The organism is Streptomyces sp. NBC_01260 (genome assembly GCF_036226405.1).
Classification (GTDB): Bacteria; Actinomycetota; Actinomycetes; order Streptomycetales; family Streptomycetaceae; genus Streptomyces; species Streptomyces laculatispora.
Map to the genome: position 1 here is coordinate 6,398,591 of NZ_CP108464.1, position 16,731 is coordinate 6,415,321.

General features: G+C 72.3%; 16 protein-coding genes and 1 riboswitch. Of the genes, 8 read left to right on the forward strand and 8 right to left on the reverse strand.

Annotation, left to right across the window (positions count from 1 at the left end; translation table 11 throughout):
* Nucleotides 1–4: 4 nt before the first annotated feature.
* From OG322_RS28530 to thiO, 3 genes are all read right to left on the reverse strand, one after another.
* A complete protein-coding gene (locus OG322_RS28530; protein ID WP_266412211.1) occupies nt 5–799 on the reverse strand; it encodes a thiazole synthase in 795 nt (264 codons plus the stop codon).
* A gap of 2 nt (nt 800–801) precedes the next feature.
* Nucleotides 802–1,020, reverse strand: coding sequence for a sulfur carrier protein ThiS (gene thiS, locus OG322_RS28535; protein ID WP_266412212.1), 219 nt, complete (start codon nt 1,018–1,020; stop codon nt 802–804).
* A complete protein-coding gene (thiO, locus tag OG322_RS28540; RefSeq protein ID WP_124283843.1) occupies nt 1,017–2,195 on the reverse strand; it encodes a glycine oxidase ThiO in 1,179 nt (392 codons plus the stop codon). The genes thiS and thiO overlap by 4 nt, the downstream gene beginning before the upstream one ends.
* Nucleotides 2,193–2,305, reverse strand: a riboswitch (TPP riboswitch). Its footprint overlaps the gene before it by 3 nt.
* 213 nt (nt 2,306–2,518) lie before the next feature.
* On the opposite strand from thiO, the gene OG322_RS28545 reads away from it, so the two are divergent.
* From OG322_RS28545 to OG322_RS28570, 6 genes are all read left to right on the forward strand, one after another.
* Nucleotides 2,519–3,715 (forward strand): NAD(P)/FAD-dependent oxidoreductase, encoded by a 1,197-nt coding sequence (locus tag OG322_RS28545; protein WP_398914071.1) that lies wholly within the window; start codon nt 2,519–2,521, stop codon nt 3,713–3,715.
* A 106-nt stretch (nt 3,716–3,821) separates the two neighbouring features.
* Complete coding sequence (locus OG322_RS28550; RefSeq protein ID WP_329307189.1) at nt 3,822–5,570, forward strand: peptide-N4-asparagine amidase; 1,749 nt, start codon at nt 3,822–3,824, stop codon at nt 5,568–5,570.
* 42 nt (nt 5,571–5,612) lie between these two features.
* A complete protein-coding gene (locus OG322_RS28555) occupies nt 5,613–5,978 on the forward strand; it encodes an Rv2175c family DNA-binding protein (protein WP_123470033.1) in 366 nt (121 codons plus the stop codon).
* A gap of 97 nt (nt 5,979–6,075) precedes the next feature.
* Nucleotides 6,076–6,729 (forward strand): thiamine phosphate synthase, encoded by a 654-nt coding sequence (gene thiE / locus OG322_RS28560; RefSeq protein ID WP_123470031.1) that lies wholly within the window; start codon nt 6,076–6,078, stop codon nt 6,727–6,729.
* A gap of 139 nt (nt 6,730–6,868) precedes the next feature.
* Nucleotides 6,869–7,786, forward strand: a complete 918-nt coding sequence (gene metF / locus OG322_RS28565) for a methylenetetrahydrofolate reductase [NAD(P)H] (protein WP_123470029.1) — start codon at nt 6,869–6,871, stop codon at nt 7,784–7,786.
* 49 nt (nt 7,787–7,835) lie between these two features.
* The gene (locus OG322_RS28570) at nt 7,836–8,771 is read left to right on the forward strand and encodes a hypothetical protein (protein WP_329307190.1); all 936 of its coding nucleotides are present in this window, start codon (nt 7,836–7,838) and stop codon (nt 8,769–8,771) included.
* Between the two features lie 90 nt (nt 8,772–8,861).
* On the opposite strand, the gene OG322_RS28575 is transcribed toward OG322_RS28570, so the two are convergent.
* The 5 genes from OG322_RS28575 to OG322_RS28595 all read right to left on the reverse strand — a co-directional run bounded on the left by OG322_RS28575 (nt 8,862) and on the right by OG322_RS28595 (nt 14,903).
* A complete protein-coding gene (locus OG322_RS28575) occupies nt 8,862–10,376 on the reverse strand; it encodes a phytoene desaturase family protein (RefSeq protein WP_329307191.1) in 1,515 nt (504 codons plus the stop codon).
* A 31-nt stretch (nt 10,377–10,407) separates the two neighbouring features.
* A complete protein-coding gene (locus OG322_RS28580; protein WP_123471453.1) occupies nt 10,408–11,025 on the reverse strand; it encodes a DUF4126 domain-containing protein in 618 nt (205 codons plus the stop codon).
* 362 nt (nt 11,026–11,387) lie between these two features.
* Nucleotides 11,388–11,999 carry a TetR/AcrR family transcriptional regulator gene (locus OG322_RS28585; protein ID WP_123470026.1) on the reverse strand — a complete coding sequence of 204 codons (612 nt, stop codon included), beginning with the start codon at nt 11,997–11,999 and terminating at the stop codon, nt 11,388–11,390.
* A 29-nt stretch (nt 12,000–12,028) separates the two neighbouring features.
* Complete coding sequence (locus OG322_RS28590; RefSeq protein ID WP_123470023.1) at nt 12,029–14,116, reverse strand: YhgE/Pip family protein; 2,088 nt, start codon at nt 14,114–14,116, stop codon at nt 12,029–12,031.
* Nucleotides 14,088–14,903 carry an ATP-binding cassette domain-containing protein gene (locus OG322_RS28595; RefSeq protein WP_266412219.1) on the reverse strand — a complete coding sequence of 272 codons (816 nt, stop codon included), beginning with the start codon at nt 14,901–14,903 and terminating at the stop codon, nt 14,088–14,090. The genes OG322_RS28590 and OG322_RS28595 overlap by 29 nt, the downstream gene beginning before the upstream one ends.
* 166 nt (nt 14,904–15,069) lie before the next feature.
* Here OG322_RS28595 and OG322_RS28600 point away from each other — a divergent pair, with 166 nt between their 5' ends.
* A complete protein-coding gene (locus OG322_RS28600) occupies nt 15,070–15,594 on the forward strand; it encodes an SAV_6107 family HEPN domain-containing protein (RefSeq protein WP_123470018.1) in 525 nt (174 codons plus the stop codon).
* A gap of 103 nt (nt 15,595–15,697) precedes the next feature.
* Nucleotides 15,698–16,456 (forward strand): methyltransferase, encoded by a 759-nt coding sequence (locus tag OG322_RS28605; RefSeq protein WP_123470015.1) that lies wholly within the window; start codon nt 15,698–15,700, stop codon nt 16,454–16,456.
* Nucleotides 16,457–16,731 lie beyond the last annotated feature (275 nt).

The window sequence follows — 16,731 nt, forward strand, 5'->3', positions numbered from 1 at the left end:
GGGCTCAGAACGCCGGACGCTCCGGGTCCAGCGCCGCCCGGCCCGCCATCGGCGACGACGCCTCGGCGAAGTGCCGGCGCGGTATCCGTCCCGCGCGGTACGCCAGCCGCCCGCCCTCCACCGCATAACGCATCGCGGCGGCCATCAGCTCGGGCTCCTGGGCCCGGGTCACCGCCGAGGCGAGCATCACCGCCGCGCACCCGAGCTCCATGGCGAGGGCCGCGTCCGACGCCGTCCCGGCGCCCGCGTCCAGGATCACCGGGACCCGGGCCTGCTCGACGATCAGCTGGAAGTTGTGCGGATTGCGGATGCCCAGACCCGAGCCGATGGGGGAGCCGAGAGGCATCACCGCCGCACACCCCACGTCCTGGAGCCGGCGGGCCAGCACCGGATCGTCATTGGTGTACGGCAGGACGGTGAAACCGTCGTCCACCAGGATCTCCGCGGCGTCCAGCAGCTCGATCGGGTCGGGCAGCAGGGTCCGCTCGTCGGCCACCACCTCCAGCTTGACCCAGTCGGTGCCGAGCGCCTCGCGGGCCAGCCGGGCGGTGAGCACGGCCTCGCCCGCGGTGAAGCAGCCCGCGGTGTTCGGCAGGACGCGGATGGAGAGCCGCTCCAGCACGGAGAGCACGGAGCCCCGCACGGTCGGGTCGAGGCGGCGCATCGCGACGGTGGTCAGCTCGGTGCCGGAGGCGATGAGTGAGCGTTCCAGCACATCGAGGCTGGGCGCCCCGCCCGTTCCCATGATCAGCCGGGAGCCGAGGACGCTGTCCCCGAGGGTGAAGAGGTCGTCGGACACGGTCAGCCTCCCTGGACCGCGGTCAGGACCTCGACCCGGTCGCCGTCGGCGAGCGCCGCGGCGGACCACTGGCCGCGCGGCACGACGGTCTCGTTCAGCGCGGCCGCGACGCCCGAGGGCGCCCCGGTCAGGGTCGCGACGAGGGCGTCCAGGGTGGTGCCCGCGGCGACGGCGACGGCCTCGCCGTTCACGGACACGGAGAGGGGGAGGGGCGCGGTCATGCGGGCTGCTCCTGGGATACGGGGGCGGCGGAGGGGAAACGGCCGGGGGAGAAGGGGCGGGCCACCTCGGGCAGCTCGCCGTCGGCCAGCAGCTGCGCCATGGCGTCACCGGTGACGGGAGTGAGCAGCACCCCGTTGCGGTGGTGGCCGGTGGCGAGGTGGAGGCCGGGCAGCGCGGTGCGGCCGAGCAGCGGGGCGTTGTCGGGGGAGGCGGGGCGCAGACCGGCCCGGGTCTCGGTGAGCGGCAGCTCGGTGATGCCGGGCACCAGCTCGTGGGCGTCGCGCAGCAGCTCGTACACCCCGCCCGCCGTGACGGTGGTGTCCCAGCCCATCTCCTCGCTGGTGGCGCCGATCACCAGCTCGCCGTTCTCGCGCGGCACGAGGTAGACGTGGCTGCCCCGGACCACGGCCCGCACGGTGCGGCTGAGGAAGGGGGCGTACGCGGTGGGCACGGTCAGCCGCAGCACCTGGCCCTTGACCGGGCGGACGGGCGGCAGGACGTGGTCCGGCACCCCCGCGAGCCGGGCGCTGAGGCTGCCCGCGGCGAGCACGACCTGATCGGCCGCCGGCTCCGAACCGTCGGCCAGCACGGCCCCGGTGGCCCGGTCCCGCACCACCGAGAGCCGCTCGGCCCGGTGACGGTGGAAGACGACCCCGGCCCGCTCGCACGCCGTCAGCAGCGCGGCGGCCAGCCGGCGCGGGTCGACCTGGTGGTCGCCGTCGACCCGCAGCCCTCCGCGTACGCCCGGCGCGAGCATCGGCTCCAGGCGTCGGCACTCACGGCCGGTGAGCCAGTCCGACTCCAGTCCCGACCGGCGCTGCAGCTCGTGCAGTTCCCGCAGATGGGCGCGGTCGTCGGTATCCAGGGCGACGGCCAGCGTGCCGCAGGCGCGAAAGCCGATGTCCTGTCCGCTCGCCGCCTCCAGCTCGGCCGCGAACCCCGGATAGCGCTTGGCGGAGGCGACGTTGAGGCCCAGCAGCATCTCTTCGCCGTAGTGCAGTTCGGTGACGGCGGCCAGCATCCCGGCCGCGACCCGGGCGGCCCCGCCGCCCGGCTCGGGATCGACGACCGCGGTGCTCAGACCGCGCTGCGCGGCCCGCCAGGCAGTCACCAGGCCGATGATGCCGCCCCCGATGACGAGGACGTCGGACCCGCTCGTGCGGTGGATACGCATGGGCGTCCAGCCCCTCCCTTCGCCGGCATGACCCGGATCAGGTTCGTACGGTCGGAGGCCGTCCAGCCTCCCTCTCAGCCCGGTGCGTCCGGGCTCCCGCGAGTGTTCTACGTGGGCCACCCTAGACCCCGTCCCGCGGACCCGGAAAAGTGAGCCGTCACATGGGGTCCGGGCAGGGCGGTGGGTACGGCACGGTGGCGGACCACTTTCCTGACGACCCATCAGATGATTAAGGTGGACGGGTGAGCGAGCAGCAGCGGGCAGAGCGGTCGGAGCGGCAGTCGGAGCCGGCGGGGCGGCGGGTGGTCGTCGTCGGCGCGGGCATGGCGGGTGTGCAGACGGCGGTGGCCCTGCGGGAGCGGGGCTTCACCGGCGCCGTCACACTGATCGGCGCCGAACCCCATCAGCCGTACGACCGACCCCCGCTGTCCAAGGCGGTGCTGCTCGGCAAGGCCGAGGAATCCGCCTTCGACATCGACTTCGAGGCACTGGGCATCACGTTGCGGCTGGGCTGCGAAGTCACCGGCGTACGCGCCGGCGACCATGAGCTGGACACCTCCGCCGGGCCCGTTCCCTACGACGTCCTGGTCATCGCCACCGGCGCCGAACCCGTCGTGCTGCCCGGCTCCGAGGGCGTGCCTGGCGTCCATCTGCTGCGCACCCTGGACGACGCGGCGCGGCTGCGGCCCGTCCTGGACGCGCGGCACACCGTCGTGGTCGTCGGCGCGGGCTGGATCGGCGCCGAGTTCGCCACCGCGGCCCGCTCCGCGGGCTGCGAGGTCACCGTCGTCGAGGCCGCCGAACGCCCCCTCGCGGGCGCACTGCCCGCCGAGGTCGCGGCCCCGATGGCCGCCTGGTACGCGGAGAGCGGCGCCGGACTCCTCACCGGGGCACGGGTGGCCCGCGTCGAGCCCGGCAGTGTGGTCCTGGCGGACGGCCGCACCCTCCCGGCCGACGCGGTCGTCGTCGGGATCGGCGCACGGCCCGCCACCGGCTGGCTGGCCGGCTCCGGCATCGCGCTGGGGCCCGACGGATCGGTGACCGCCGACGCGGCGCTGCGCACCTCGCTGCCCGATGTGTACGCCGTCGGCGACTGCGCCTCGTTCCCCTCCGCGCGCTTCGGGGCGCGCCTGCTCGTCCATCACTGGGACAACGCCCTGCAGGGACCGCGGACCGCGGCCGCCCACATCATCGGGGCGGCCGGCGGGGACGGGGCGGAGCCGCCCGCCTACGACCCCGTGCCCTATTTCTGGTCGGAGCAGTTCGGCCGGTTCGTGCAGTACGCGGGACACCATGACGGCGCGGACACCCTGCTGTGGCGCGGCGATCCGGCCGGTCCCGCCTGGTCGGTGTGCTGGCTGCGGGACGGCGTTCTGGTCGCGGTGCTCGCCGTCGGCCGGCCGCGCGATCTGATCCAGGGGCGCAAGCTCATCGAGGCGGGGACGCGGCTCGATCCGGAGCGGGCCGGTGACGCGTCCGTACCACTGAAGTCGGCGACCCGTCAGGAGACTCACGGATAGCGGACGTTGACGTCCGGTATGTGGACTGCCTCTTGGAGGAAGAGGGAGATTGATGCACTGTGCATCTTTTGAAGTGATCATTTTTCGTACTCTTCGAAGGACGCATATGTTTCGGCACAGATGGACCCGCGCGCTGCGCGGAATCTCCATGGCCTCGGCGTCGGTCGCCCTCGTCGGAGGCGCACTGGCCGCCCCGGCCCAGGCGGACACCGCCCCCAAGCCCGGTTCCAACCCCGCCGTCGACTACCAGGACCCGGTCGATGCGACTCCGCCGGTCTCCCGCCCGGACACCGAGCACTGTTCGGTGACGGCCGTCGACCACGACTTCGGCTACACCCTCGGCGGCCCGCCGTACACCACCACGCTCACCCCGCCCAAGAAGTGCGAGGGCCCCTGGAACAAGGTCGTCCTCGACTGGTCGGGCAGTGTGAAGGGCCGCCAGTACGACCGCCTCGCCGCGGTCTTCATCGGCGGCGCGGAGGTCTTCCGCACCAGCACGGCCGAGCCCGACGACGACGGCATCAGCTGGCACGTCGCCAAGGACATCACCGACTTCACGCCGCTCCTCAAGGACCCCCAGAAGCTCCAGCTCGAACTGGGCAACGTTGTCAACGAGACGTACACCGGCGTGTACAGGATCAAGCTGAAGATCACGTACTACCAGGCCGACCGGCGTCACCCGGCCGCCACCACGGCCGACCGCGTCGTCCCCCTCGGTGACACCGGTTCCGACAGCGCTCCCTGGATGAGTGTCGGCAACGGCGGCTCCACCCGCACCGACGTCACCTTCCCGCGCAATCTGACTGACGCGCGCCTGGAGGTCTACGCCCGCGGCGGCGGCTGCGACGAGCAGTGGTTCGACGCGGTCCCCAGTGACCTGGCGGAAACCGCCCCCGACTACCTCTGTGGCGGCGGCCCCTACCGCGAGGTGCAGGTCACGGTGGACGGGCAGCCCGCGGGCCTCGCCCAGCCGTACCCCGTGGTGTACTCCGGCGGCATCGTGCCGACCCTGTGGCGCCCGATCCCGGCCATCGACCAGTTCGGGACCGAGGCGTACGACATCGACCTCACCCCCTTCGCGGGTCTGCTGGCCGACGGCAAGCCGCACGCCATCGGCATCACCCCCTACGGAGCGGCCGACAGCTGGAACGTCGACGGTTCGCTCTTCGTCGGCACGGACGCGCACAAGGCGCGCACGAGCGGCGGGGTGACCACCAACACCCTCAGCCACACGCCGGTCGTGAAGACCGTCCAGACCCCGGGCCGGAACGGCTCCACGGACGTCTCCGTGTCGACCGGCCGCTCCTGGAAGATCTCGGGATACGTCGAGACCTCGAAGGGCCGGGTCACCACCACCGTCGAGCAGAAGTTCGCGTACACCAACACGGACAACGTCTCCGCCACCGGCAGCCACCAGGTGATGCACCAGCGTGACCACGGTTCCACCACGGTGACGACCCAGGCCCGCGGACGCACGGACGCGCAGCGCAGCACCTGGTCCTACCCCATCGACGTGGACCTGGACATCCCGTTGTACGGCGACTACAACAACTACGACATGAAGGCGGCCGTCACCCAGCGCCGCGTGATCGTCGACACGTCCCGGAAGGGCTCCGCGCGCGGGTGGCGCACGGACGCGGTCACCGACGACACCGTGGACTCGGCCGGCAGCATCGCCCGCACGGCCGGCGTCGTCCAGTCGGCCGATGGGGCCTCCACCGAGAATTACCGGGGCACCACGGACACCGGGGCCTGCTACTCGCGCTCCCTGAGGACCGCCCACGGCTGGGTCACGGCCGACCGGCAGCACCACTGCCGCGTCGCCGACGTGGCACGCGAGGCCCTGAAGGGCTGAGTCCGGGTATCGGCTGTCAGTCCGGGATGGCAGGCTTGTCCCGTGACCGAGATTGACGCAAAGATCGATGCTCTCGTCCCTGCCTGGCTCCACCTTCCCGATATCGCCGAATTGTTCGGTATCGAGGTGACGCGTGTGCGGCAGCTGGTCAAGGAGGGCCAGCTCATCGCCGTACGACGTGGTGAGAACCGGGCCCTCCAGGTGCCTGCCGCCTTCATCGACGGCGACAAGGTGGTCAAGGGTCTTTCGGGGACCCTGACGCTCCTGAGGGACGACGGCTACTCCGACGCGGAGATGCTGGAATGGCTCTTCACTCCCGACCCGAGCCTGCCGGGCACGCCCGCGCAGGCGCTGAGTGAGAATCGCGGCACGGAGGTGAAGCGCCGGGCCCAGGCGCTCGCCGTCTGACCGACAGCCGTACGGGGGATGCGGGCCGCACGGTGCGGCCCGCATCCCCTCCGCACCACCTACCGAATGCCATCGCTTTCCCGGGGGGAACCGCACCATGTCCACGCCTCGCGCGCTGCTGTCCGATGCCCGGCTCTACCTGTGCACGGACGCCCGCAGGCGCCAGGGAGACCTCCCCGGGTTCCTCGACGCGGTCCTCTCCGGCGGGGTGGACATCGTCCAGCTCCGCGACAAGGGGATGGAGGCGGCCGAGGAGCTCGAACACCTCGCGGTCCTCGCCGACGCCTGCAGGCGTCACGGCAAGCTCCTCGCGGTCAACGACCGGGCCGACGTCGCCCATGCCATCGGCTCCGACGTGCTGCACCTGGGTCAGGGCGACCTGCCGGTGCCGGCCGCCCGCGCGGTCATCGGCCAGGACGTCGTCATCGGCCGCTCCACGCATGCCGAGGCCGAGGTGGACGCCGCGGTCGCCGAGCCCGGCGTGGACTACTTCTGCACCGGCCCCTGCTGGCCCACCCCGACCAAGCCCGGCCGGCACGCGCCCGGCCTCGGCCTCGTCCGGTACACCGCCTCGCTCGCGCCCGTCCGTCCGTGGTTCGCCATCGGCGGGATCGACGCCGGCAATCTCGACGAGGTGCTGGACGCCGGAGCGCGCCGCGTCGTCGTCGTCCGGGCCCTCACCGAGGCGGCGGACCCCGCGGCCGCCGCCTCGGAACTGGCCGGAAGGATCCGGGCGCGCGCCGACGCGTGATCCTGGGGGACGCGGGCGGGACCGCCCCGAGCGACGTGTTTGGGACAACAGTGTCCGAAGCGTGGACAAGTACCGGTCAATTCGGGCAATTCCCGCCGGTTCGGTTGGGTGGCCGCCACGCCCTGGTTAACCTGCCGTTATGGCCCTTGGCACACCCTCCACCAGGACAGATCGCGCGCGCACCGTGCGTGAGATGCTCGCGACCGGCGAGACCTTGCACTCGTTCGAGTTCTGGGCGCCCAAGACCGAGAAGGGCGAGCGGAACCTCTGGAACGCGCTGCGCCGGATCGAGGCGGTGGGGCCCAGCTTCGTCTCGGTGACGTACGGAGCCGGTGGGTCCACCCGGGCCGGGACGGTGAAGGCGACGCAGGACATCGCCGACGAGTCCACCCTGACCCCGGTCGCGCACCTCACGGCGGTCAACCACTCCATCGCCGAACTGCGCAACATGGTCGGTCAGTACGCGGACGCCGGAATCCGGAACATCCTCGCCGTGCGCGGGGACCCGCCGGGCGATCCGATGGGCCCGTGGGTCGAGCACCCGCAGGGTGTGCGGTACGCGGCCGACCTCGTCCGGCTGATCAAGGAATCCGGCGATTTCTGTGTCGGCGTCGCCGCATTTCCCGAGATGCACCCGCGCTCGGCCGACTGGGACACCGACATCCGGCATTTCGTGGACAAGTGCCGCGCCGGTGCGGACTATGCGATCACGCAGATGTTCTTCGATCCCGAGGATTACCTGCGTATGCGTGACCGGGTGGTCGCTGCCGGTTGCGACACCCCGGTCATTCCCGAGGTGATGCCCCTCACGAGCGTCCGTCAGTTGGAGCGTTTTCCGCAGCTCAGCAACGCGACCCTGCCCGCAGCACTGAAAGAACGCATCCTCGCCGCCAAGGACGACCCCGCCGCTGTACGCTCCATTGGCATCGACTTCGCAACGCGGTTCTGCGCGAAGCTGCTTTCCGAGGGTGTCCCCGGGCTGCACTTCATCACGTTGAACAACTCGACGGCGACGCTCGAAATCTACGAAAATCTCGGACTGCACAAGCAGTCGTGACCGGCCGTACCCGCCACGTTCCGGGGCGGCGGCCGTAGAAGGGGCGGGCATGGGCTGGACGGTCCTCTACATCGCGTTCGGCATCGTTGCGCTGTGGCTGCTCGGTGAGGTGCTGCTCCAGTACAAGGCGCGGCTTCGCTGGCGCCTGCTCGCCTTCACCGGCTTCGTCGGTGTGGTCATCGGTGTCCTGATGCCGTCCGTGCTCGTCATCACGATCGGCGCGATCGCCTTCGCGACCGGCCAGACGTACGTCACGCTCTCGTTCCGGCGCGGTTTCTCGACCGGCTGGGCCATAGGGGGCAGCCCCGGGGAGAGCCGTCGCCGCCGTGGCAACAGCGATCGCGAGCCCCGTCTCCAGGTCTCGGACCTGGAGACGGAGTACGACCCCGGCGCACCGCCGCAGCCGTCCCACGCCCCGCAGAGTCCGGCGGCGGTCTACGAGCCGGAGCCCCTGCCGGACGACACCGGGCAGTACGGCGTCTACACCGACACCCGGCCCCAGCAGGAGCACCAGGAGCACCAGGAGCCCCAGGGCCAGCCGCAGTACGCCGCCTACGACTCCTACACCGACTACTCCGCCCACCCGGCGCAGGGCGGCCAGGACATCTACGGCGGCCAGGACGGCTACGCGGGCCAGGGCACATACGCCGGGCAGGACGGCTACGCGGGAGCCGGGCAGTACGACTACGGCACGGCCGGGCAGCAGTACGCCGCGTACTCCGACCCGTACATCGGCACCGGCACGACCGCGGGCGCGCCGCAGTACGGCACGTACGACAGCTACGGGAACCACGACAGCAACGGCGGCCGGCAGCAGTACGCCGACCCTTACGCCCAGTCCCAGCAGTACGCCCCCGAGACCCCGCCGGGCGGGGTCTGGGTGCCGCAGCAGCGCGAGGGCGAGCAGTTCCCCCCGGAGCAGCCCGTACAGCCGGCCCCGTACCCGAACGGTTACGACACCGGCCACAACGACCAGTACCGCTAATGACACCACCGGCCGGCGGGGCATTCCGATCCCGTCCGGCGATCGAGGGCGAAGCGGCCGCCGGGACGCGCCCCGCGCCCGCCCGCCGCCTCACTGGGAGCCGCGGAACGCGTCCCCCTCGACGATGAGCCCCGCGACCAACGTCCCCGACATCCCCGCGTGCGCCAGCCCGCCGCCCGGATGCGACCAGCCGCCCGCCAGCAGCAGCCCCGGCACCCGGGTGCGGTTCCCCGCGTGCAGATACCCGCCACCGGCCCCGGCCAGCGCGGGCGGTGGCACCGCGCCCCCCTCCGCGCCGGTCTCCGCGGCCGTCTCCGCGGGCGTCCGCACCTGCGCGTGGATCAGTCGGTCCCGCAGGCCGGGTACGGCCGCGTCCGCCGCGTTGATCAGGGTGTCCGCGTACCGCTCCCGCAGCGCGGCGTCCGTCCAGTCCACCGGGCCGTGCGGGGCGACCGTCGCCACCAGCGTCACGGCCTCATGGGCCGCGTCGGGACGGGTCGAGGGGTCATCGGGGCGCAGCACCGTCACCGTGGGGCGCGCGGCGAGCCGGCCCCCGAACACCGCCTCGCGCTCGGCCGCCCCGTCCGCCGGGTGCACCAGCGTCCGGTGCACGGCATCGGCGGGCCGGGCCCCGGACAGCGACAGCAGGACCTGGAACCGGCCCGCCGCCCCGCCGCCCGGCCGGCGCCGGACCGTCACATCGCCGTCCTGCCACATGTCCTGACCGGGCATCAGTCCCGGGTGCGGCTGGAAACCCAGCACCACGTGACCGGCCTCCGCGACCGTCCCGTCGGCCAGCTCCACGCCCGCCGCCCGGCCGTCCTTCTCCACCACCCGGGCCACCTCGGCACCGAAGACGAACTCCACCTTCCGCGCCAGGCACCGCTCGTACACCGCCTGCGCCAGCGCCCGCATCCCGCCGGAGACGTACCAGCTGCCGAACGTCTCCTCCATGTACGGCAGCAGGGCCGCGCTCGCCGGGGCGTGCAGCGGATCCAGGCCGTAGGACAGCGCGTACCCGTCGAGGAGGGCGGCCAGCCGGGGGTCCGCCAGCTCCCAGGAACCTACCTCCGCCACCGTGCCGGCCCGCAACGCGGGGCGCAGCAGCCGCCGTCGTGCCGGCGCCGGGTACGGATCGCGGGCCAGCACCTGCCAGTCGGGGCGCAACGGCTCCTCCAGCAACGGCCGCCTGGACCGGTCCCAGGCATCCCCGGCCCGGTCCAGGAACGCTCCCCAGCTCTCACCGGCACCGTCCCCCAGCGCGGCGTCCAGCGCTGTCACGACCCCGGCCCGCGAGGCGTTCGGCAGCGAGACCGCGGTGCCGTCCGCGAAGACGTGGCGGCTCGCCGGATCGACCTGGGTCAGGGTGACGCACCGCTCCAGCGGTTCCTTGCCCGTCTTCACGAACAGGTCGCGGTAGACCGCCGGCAGATGCAGCAGGGAGGGCCCGGTGTCGAACGCGAAGCCGTCCCGGGCATGGCGGCCGACCGAGCCGCCGAAGGTCTGCGACCGCTCGTACACCGTCACCCGGTGGCCTGCCACGGCCAGCCGGGCCGCCGCCGACATCGCGCCCATCCCGGCGCCGATCACCGCAATACGTGCCATGGCAGCGACTTTATCGGCCGCCACCGACAGCTCAGCCGCCAGGCCACTGGGAAGCGGGGGCGGTCAGCCGCTTCTCCTCCCGCCGCTGCGCCCTGCGGCGCAGGAACCGGCGGACACGGGAGGCCAGGAAGACCAGGATCAGCAGGCCGAGCAGCAGCAGCGTGCCGGCGATGCCGGCCGCGATCACCGGATGGAACAGGGCGAACGTGACCACTCCGGCCACACCCAGGTCCTCGACCGTGCTCATGGCGATATTGCTGAACGGCTCGGGGGAGGTGTTGACCGCCATCCTGGTGCCCGCCTTCACCAGATGGCTCATCAGCGCGGTGGAACCGCCGACGGCCCCCGCCGCGAGCTCCGACAGCGAACCGTCCCCGCCCGCCAGGAGTGCCGCGACGACCGCTCCGGCGAGCGGCCTGATGAAGGTGTGCGCCGTGTCCCAGGCCGAGTCCACGTAAGGGATCTTGTCGGCCACCATCTCGCACAGGAAGAGCACACCGGCCACGACGAGCACATCGGTGCGCTGGAGCGAGGCGGGCACCTCGTCGCTCACGCCGGTCGCGCCGAAGATGCCGAGCAGGAGGACCACCGCGTAGGCGTTGATCCCGCTCGCCCAGCCGCTTGTGAACACCAGAGGGAGTACGGACACGGACGCGATCGTAACCAGATGGCGCAACCCCGCGGGAGTGCTTGGGTGCCCAGGGCTGAGTATCCGTACCTAGGGGGCCAATTGAGTAGGTACGCGGATGGGCCACGACCTGCGCGGACGGCAGAGTGGGGACCACGGAAGGGGCGCTGCGCCGGTACCGCCGGCACGGGGCGGCGGAGCAGGCGTGGTGCCCCGTCCGGAACGGGGGTGCGCGACGGAGGACCCGGGACCACGGGGGACGGCGGGGTCACGGGGGAAGGTTCTCCGGCAGCACGGATGACGCCGGTCGGGCGGGGCTCGGGGGGATCGAGCCCCGTCGGACCGGCGCCGTCGTGCGTCCGGGCCGCTGCGCGGGGCGCGGGTCAGCGCCCGCTGACCCGCCCGTGCAGCAGCAGGGACAGCGCCGAGTGCACGTCGTCGATCGACCGCTCCGGCTGGAACGCCTGCCAGTCCAGCGCCGCCACCAGCACCATGCCGACCAGCGCGGCCGCCGTCAGCGGGATGTCGATCTCCTCGCTGAGCTCGCCGCCCGCGACACCCTCCTTGAGCACTCCCTCGACCACGGCGACGGCCTCCTGGCGCACCACCAGCAGGGTCGCCTGCCAGGCCCGGTTCGTCCGCCACAGCTCGGCCACGTACAGCTGGGTGAAGGCGGGATAGCGGTCGATGAACGCCAGACCGGCCCGGATCATGGCGTCCAGCGCCTCGACCCGGCTGCCACCGCGCTCGTCGGTCTCCTCGGCCGCGGAGCGCAGCGAGGAGGTGAGCAGCCCGACGCCGTGGCGCAGCAGCTCCTCGAAGAGTTCCGTCTTGCTCTTGAAGTTGTAGTAGACCGTGCCCTTGGCGACCCCGGCGCGCTCGGCGATCTCGTCCACGGTGGTGGCCGAGAAGCCCTTCTCGGCGATGAGGGTCACGGCCGCCTCGTAGAGCTTCTGCCGGGTGGCCTGGCGGCGCGTGGTGCTACTGCTTTCCATGCTCCTGATTCTCACAGGTCCCGGAGCGCTCACAGGCTCAGCTCCGGGTGCAGCCGGTCCAGCGTCCACATCTGCTTGCGGCGCGCGGAGACGGCGGTCAGCGCGAGCGCGCCCGCGGTGAAGGCCAGCAGCACCGCGCAGCCCTGCCAGACCGGGCCGAGCCCGCCGCCCGTGATCAGCCGGCGCAGCCCCTCGACGACGTAGGTCATCGGCAGATAGGGGTGGATCGCGTTGAAGAAGCCCGGACTGGTCTGCACGGGGTACGTACCCCCGGCCGAGGTCAGCTGGAGCATCAGCACCGCGAGTACGAGGATGCGTCCCGCCGCCCCGAAGCGGGCGTTCAGCCACTGTACGATCGCGGCGAAGCAACAGGTCACCAGGGCAAGGAAGCCGATCGTCCCGGCGGCCCGGACCATCTGGAGGCCGAGCCCCCAGTGCAGTACGGACATCAGCGCGGCCACCTGGAGCAGACCGATCGCGGCCACCGGCAGCCAGCCCGCGAGGGCGATCCGCCAGGCCGGGGCCCCGGCCGCCAGTGCGCGCCGGTTGAGCGGCTGGATCAGCATGTACGCCACCATCGCGCCGACCCAGAGGGAGAGCGGGATGAAGTAGGGGGCGAAGCCGGTGCCGTAGTTGGGCGCGGCGTGCAGCGACCGGGAGGCCAGCTGCACCGGGTCGGACATGACTCCCGTACGGGCGTCGCGGTCCTTCTCGTCGTAGTCGGGGATCTTGCCGACCCCGTCGTTGAGGCCCTGCGCGAGCGTGGCCGAACCGTCGCCGAGCCGGATCATTCCGCTGTCCAGGCTCGTCGCGCCCTTCTTGAGGTCACCGACGCCGGTGTTCAGTTCTGCCGAGCTCGACTTGGCCGTGGACAGGCCGGTGTGCAGCTGATCGGCGCCCTCGGCGACCTTGTGGGCACCGGTGTTGAGCGCGTTGATCTTCTTGACCGCGCTGTCCAGGTCCTCGTCGAGATGCGGTGAGCGCTCGGCGAGGGCGTCGGCCTGCTTCTGCAGGGTGGCCAGCTGACCGCGCAACTGCGTGAGGTCCCCGTGCTGGTTCTTGACCAGGACGTTCACATCGTCGGCCACGGCCGCGACATCGGCCGCCGCCGTCACGGCCCGCTTCAGCGGCTCACAGACGGTGGAATCGGGGAGCGGCTGCTCCTCGCACCGGGTGCGGTGGACATCGGTGAGATCGTCGGAGGCCGTGTGCGCGGCGGTGGCGGCGGCGGGCGCGGCCTTCACCAGCGCGTCGAGGTTGTCCCGTACGGTCTGCGAGGAATCGGAGACCAGCCGGGCCGTGTCGCCGATCGACTTCCCGTTGTCCTTCAGGAACGGGCGGACGTCGGCCGCCACCCCGTTGACCTTGTCGGCGAGCAACTGGGTGCCGCCCGCGACCTGGCGCGAGCCGGTCTCCAGATCGCCCGCGCCCGCGTTCAGTCTGACGATGCCGCCGGCCAGCTTGTCGCTGCCCGCCTTCGCGTCCTTCAGCCCGTCCGCGAGGTCCTTCGAGCCCTTCTTCGCCTTGCCGATCCCGCCCTTGAGGTCGTCGGCGCCCTTGGCGGCCTTCGCCGTCGCGTCATGGAGATCGGAGAAGTTGATGAAGATCCGGTCGAGGAAGCCGCGCGAGGCGTTGGCCGAGGCGGCGGTGCGCACCTCGGAGAAGACCGTCCGGGAGATCTGGCCGACGATGTAGTTGTTCGCGTCGTTGGTGCGCACCTGGAGGGCGCCGGTCTCGGGGGAGTCGCCCGCGCTGGACGCGATGCGCTTGCTGAAGTCCGACGGCATGGTCAGCGAGAGGTAGTACGTGCCGTCCTCGACGCCCTTGTCGGCCTCGGCGGAGCTCACCTCGTGCCAGTCGAAGACCTTGGAGTCGAGCAGCTTGCCGGTGATCTCGTCCCCGGCCGCGACGCGCTTTCCCTCGGCGGACGCGCCCTTGTCGTCGTTGACCAGTGCGACCGGGATGCGGTCCAGGCGGCCGTACGGGTCCCAGAACGACCACAGGTACAGGGCGCCGTAGAGCAGGGGCAGCAGCAGAAGTGCGGCCAGTGCCGCGCGCGGCAGCCGCCCCCTGCCGAAGCGCCTCAGCTCAAGAGTGGCCAGTCTCGGCGAACGCATCGGCCGTCCCTTCGTCGTCCGTGGGGTCCGCCGGCTCCGCGGCGTCGGGGGTCTCGGTGTTGTCGGTACTGCTGGAGGGCTGCGCAGCCCCGGTGGTGTCCGTGCGTACGGTGAGCGCGTCCTCGGGGGCCTCGCTGCAGACGGCCAGCACGGTCGTGCCGCCGGCGGCGAGGGAGCGCAGCAGCTCCCAGACCTCGGCGCGCTCGGCGCCGGAGAGTTTGAGATCGGCGTCGTCCACCGCGATCAGCGCAGGCCGGCCGATCAGCGCGAGGGCGAGCGAGAGCCGCAGCGCCTCCAGCCGTTCCAGATCCCGTACGGAGGTCCGCTCGGCCTTGGGCAGGGTGGCGGGGTCGAGGCCGGCGGCGTCCAGCGCCGCGTCGATCCGGGCCCTGGCCGTGGCGGCGCGCTCGCGGCGCGGACGCAGCAGGGCGCGCGGGGAGCCGTCGTAGCGGCGCTGGAGCAGGGCGCGTTCGCGCAGGTGCTCGGCGACCGTGAAGGCCGGGTCGAGCTCGCTGACCCCGGGCACGGGTCCCAGTGCTGCGATGCGCCGTACGGCTGCGGCCCGCCGCGGCAGGCGCAGGCCGCCGGTCTCGGCGTGGCCCTCGGTGGAGCGCATCCGGCCGGTGAGGGCGAGCAGCAGGCAGGTGCGGCCGGAGCCGGACGGGCCCTCGACCGCGATCAGGGAGCCGGGCCCGGCGCTGAAGGTCACACCGCGGAAGGCCCAGCCGCGCGGCCCCTTGAGCCCGAGGTTCTCGGCGGCGACAGCTGCCCCGTGCGGGCTGTCCACAGGCCCTCTCCGTTCTTTGAACTGACTGGTCAGTGCAAAAAGGTAGCCTGAACTCGCGATCGAAGCAAAACCCCAGGTCAGGCGGTGATCGAAGCCGATTGTCAGTGGTGGCCGTCACGATGGATACAGACGGCCACGAAGCCGTTACGAGACAGGAGGTTCTGTCATGGCCCACTCGTCCGCAGCAGCCGCTCCGCGACGCCGCGCAGACGGCCCTGCCCCCTCACCGACCGGTCCGGCGCACGATGTCCACCCCGTTCTCCGGCGCGCCACGGCGCCGCCCGCCGCTCTCGATCTCCTCGCCCAGGCCCACGCCGGCCTCGAAGAGGCAGCTGTTCTCGACGTGCCCAACGAGCGGTATGCCACCGCCCACCTCGCCGCGCTGCGCGCCGCCGCCGCGGTCCTCGCCGTCCGGGGGCGCCCCGAGACCTCGCGGCGGCGCCGGGAGAGGATCCGCAGCGCCTGGGAGGTCCTCCCGGAAATCGCCCCCGAGCTGACCGAGTGGAGCGCGCTGTTCGCCTCGGGTGCCCGGCGGCGGGCCCGTGCGGAAGCGGGCATACCCGGAGCGGCCGGCCGGCGCGACGCGGACGACCTGCTGCGGGACGCGGCCATGTTCCTGCGCCTGGTGGAGCGGCTGCTGGTCCTCCAGCCGGTGCTTCCGCAGCCCCGCGGTGAGCGGCCCGACGAGTGAGGACGGCGCGGGCGGCGTGAGGCAATAGGGTGGTCGGGACCTATCACCTGCGCTGTTCACGCTCCGCCGTCAGCGGCGGCACCGTGCCGAGGAGACAACTGCCGTGTCGGACCAGCTGCGCCCCCGCGCCTCCCTCCGTACCGCCGTGGTCTGGGAGGTCCTCAAGGACGCCCTCGACCGTCAGGTCAAGGCGACCGGCAGGGACGCCCTGGACGTACTGGACACCGGCGGCGGCACGGGCAACTTCGCCGTACCGGTGGCCCGCCTCGGCCACCGGGTCACCGTCGTCGACCCCAGCCCCAACGCGCTCTTCGCGCTGGAGCGCCGCGCCGCCGAGGCCGGCGTCGCCGACCGTGTCCGCGGTGTCCAGGGCGACATCCTCGGCCTGTTCGACGTGGTCGAGCGCGGTGGCTACGACGCGGCGCTCTGCCACGGCGTCCTGGAGTACGTGGACGACCCCGCCGAGGGCGTACGGAACGCGGTCGACGCGCTCCGCCCGGCAGGTGCCCTCAGCCTGCTCGCCGCCGGGCTGGGCGGCGCGGTCCTGGCCCGTGCGCTCGCCGGTCACTTCACCGAGGCCAGGCAGGCGCTCAGCGACCCGGCGGGCCGCTGGGGCGACGGCGACCCGATGCCCCGGCGGTACACGGCGGAGCAGCTCACCGAGCTGGTCTCGGCGGCCGGTGTCGAGGTCGGCGCGGTCCACGGTGTACGCGTCTTCGCGGACCTCGTACCGGGCGTCCTGGTGGACACCGAGCCCGGTGCGATGGAAGCCCTGCTCAAGCTGGAGACGGCGGCTGCCGAACTGCCCGCTTTCCACGCGGTGGCGACCCAGCTGCACGTTCTGGGCACCAAGCCCGCCTGAGGCACCGGCCCTATCACGCCGCTAGCGCGGCTGATCAGCAACGCAGCCGCAGACGGAGTACGGCCCAGCAGCCCCGATCGGGGCCTCGGCCCCGTATGATCGGGGGACACCATCCGGCATGACGGATCGGAGGTTGGGGAATCAACGCCTCAGCAGCTGAGCCGTCGTGGCGGCCCGGACTGGCTGATTGGCAATGAGGGCGGGTTTCACGGGGACGATTCCCTGCCTATCCTGGAAGGGCCGCATACCGGCCGCCCCCCGCGGCCGACGACGAG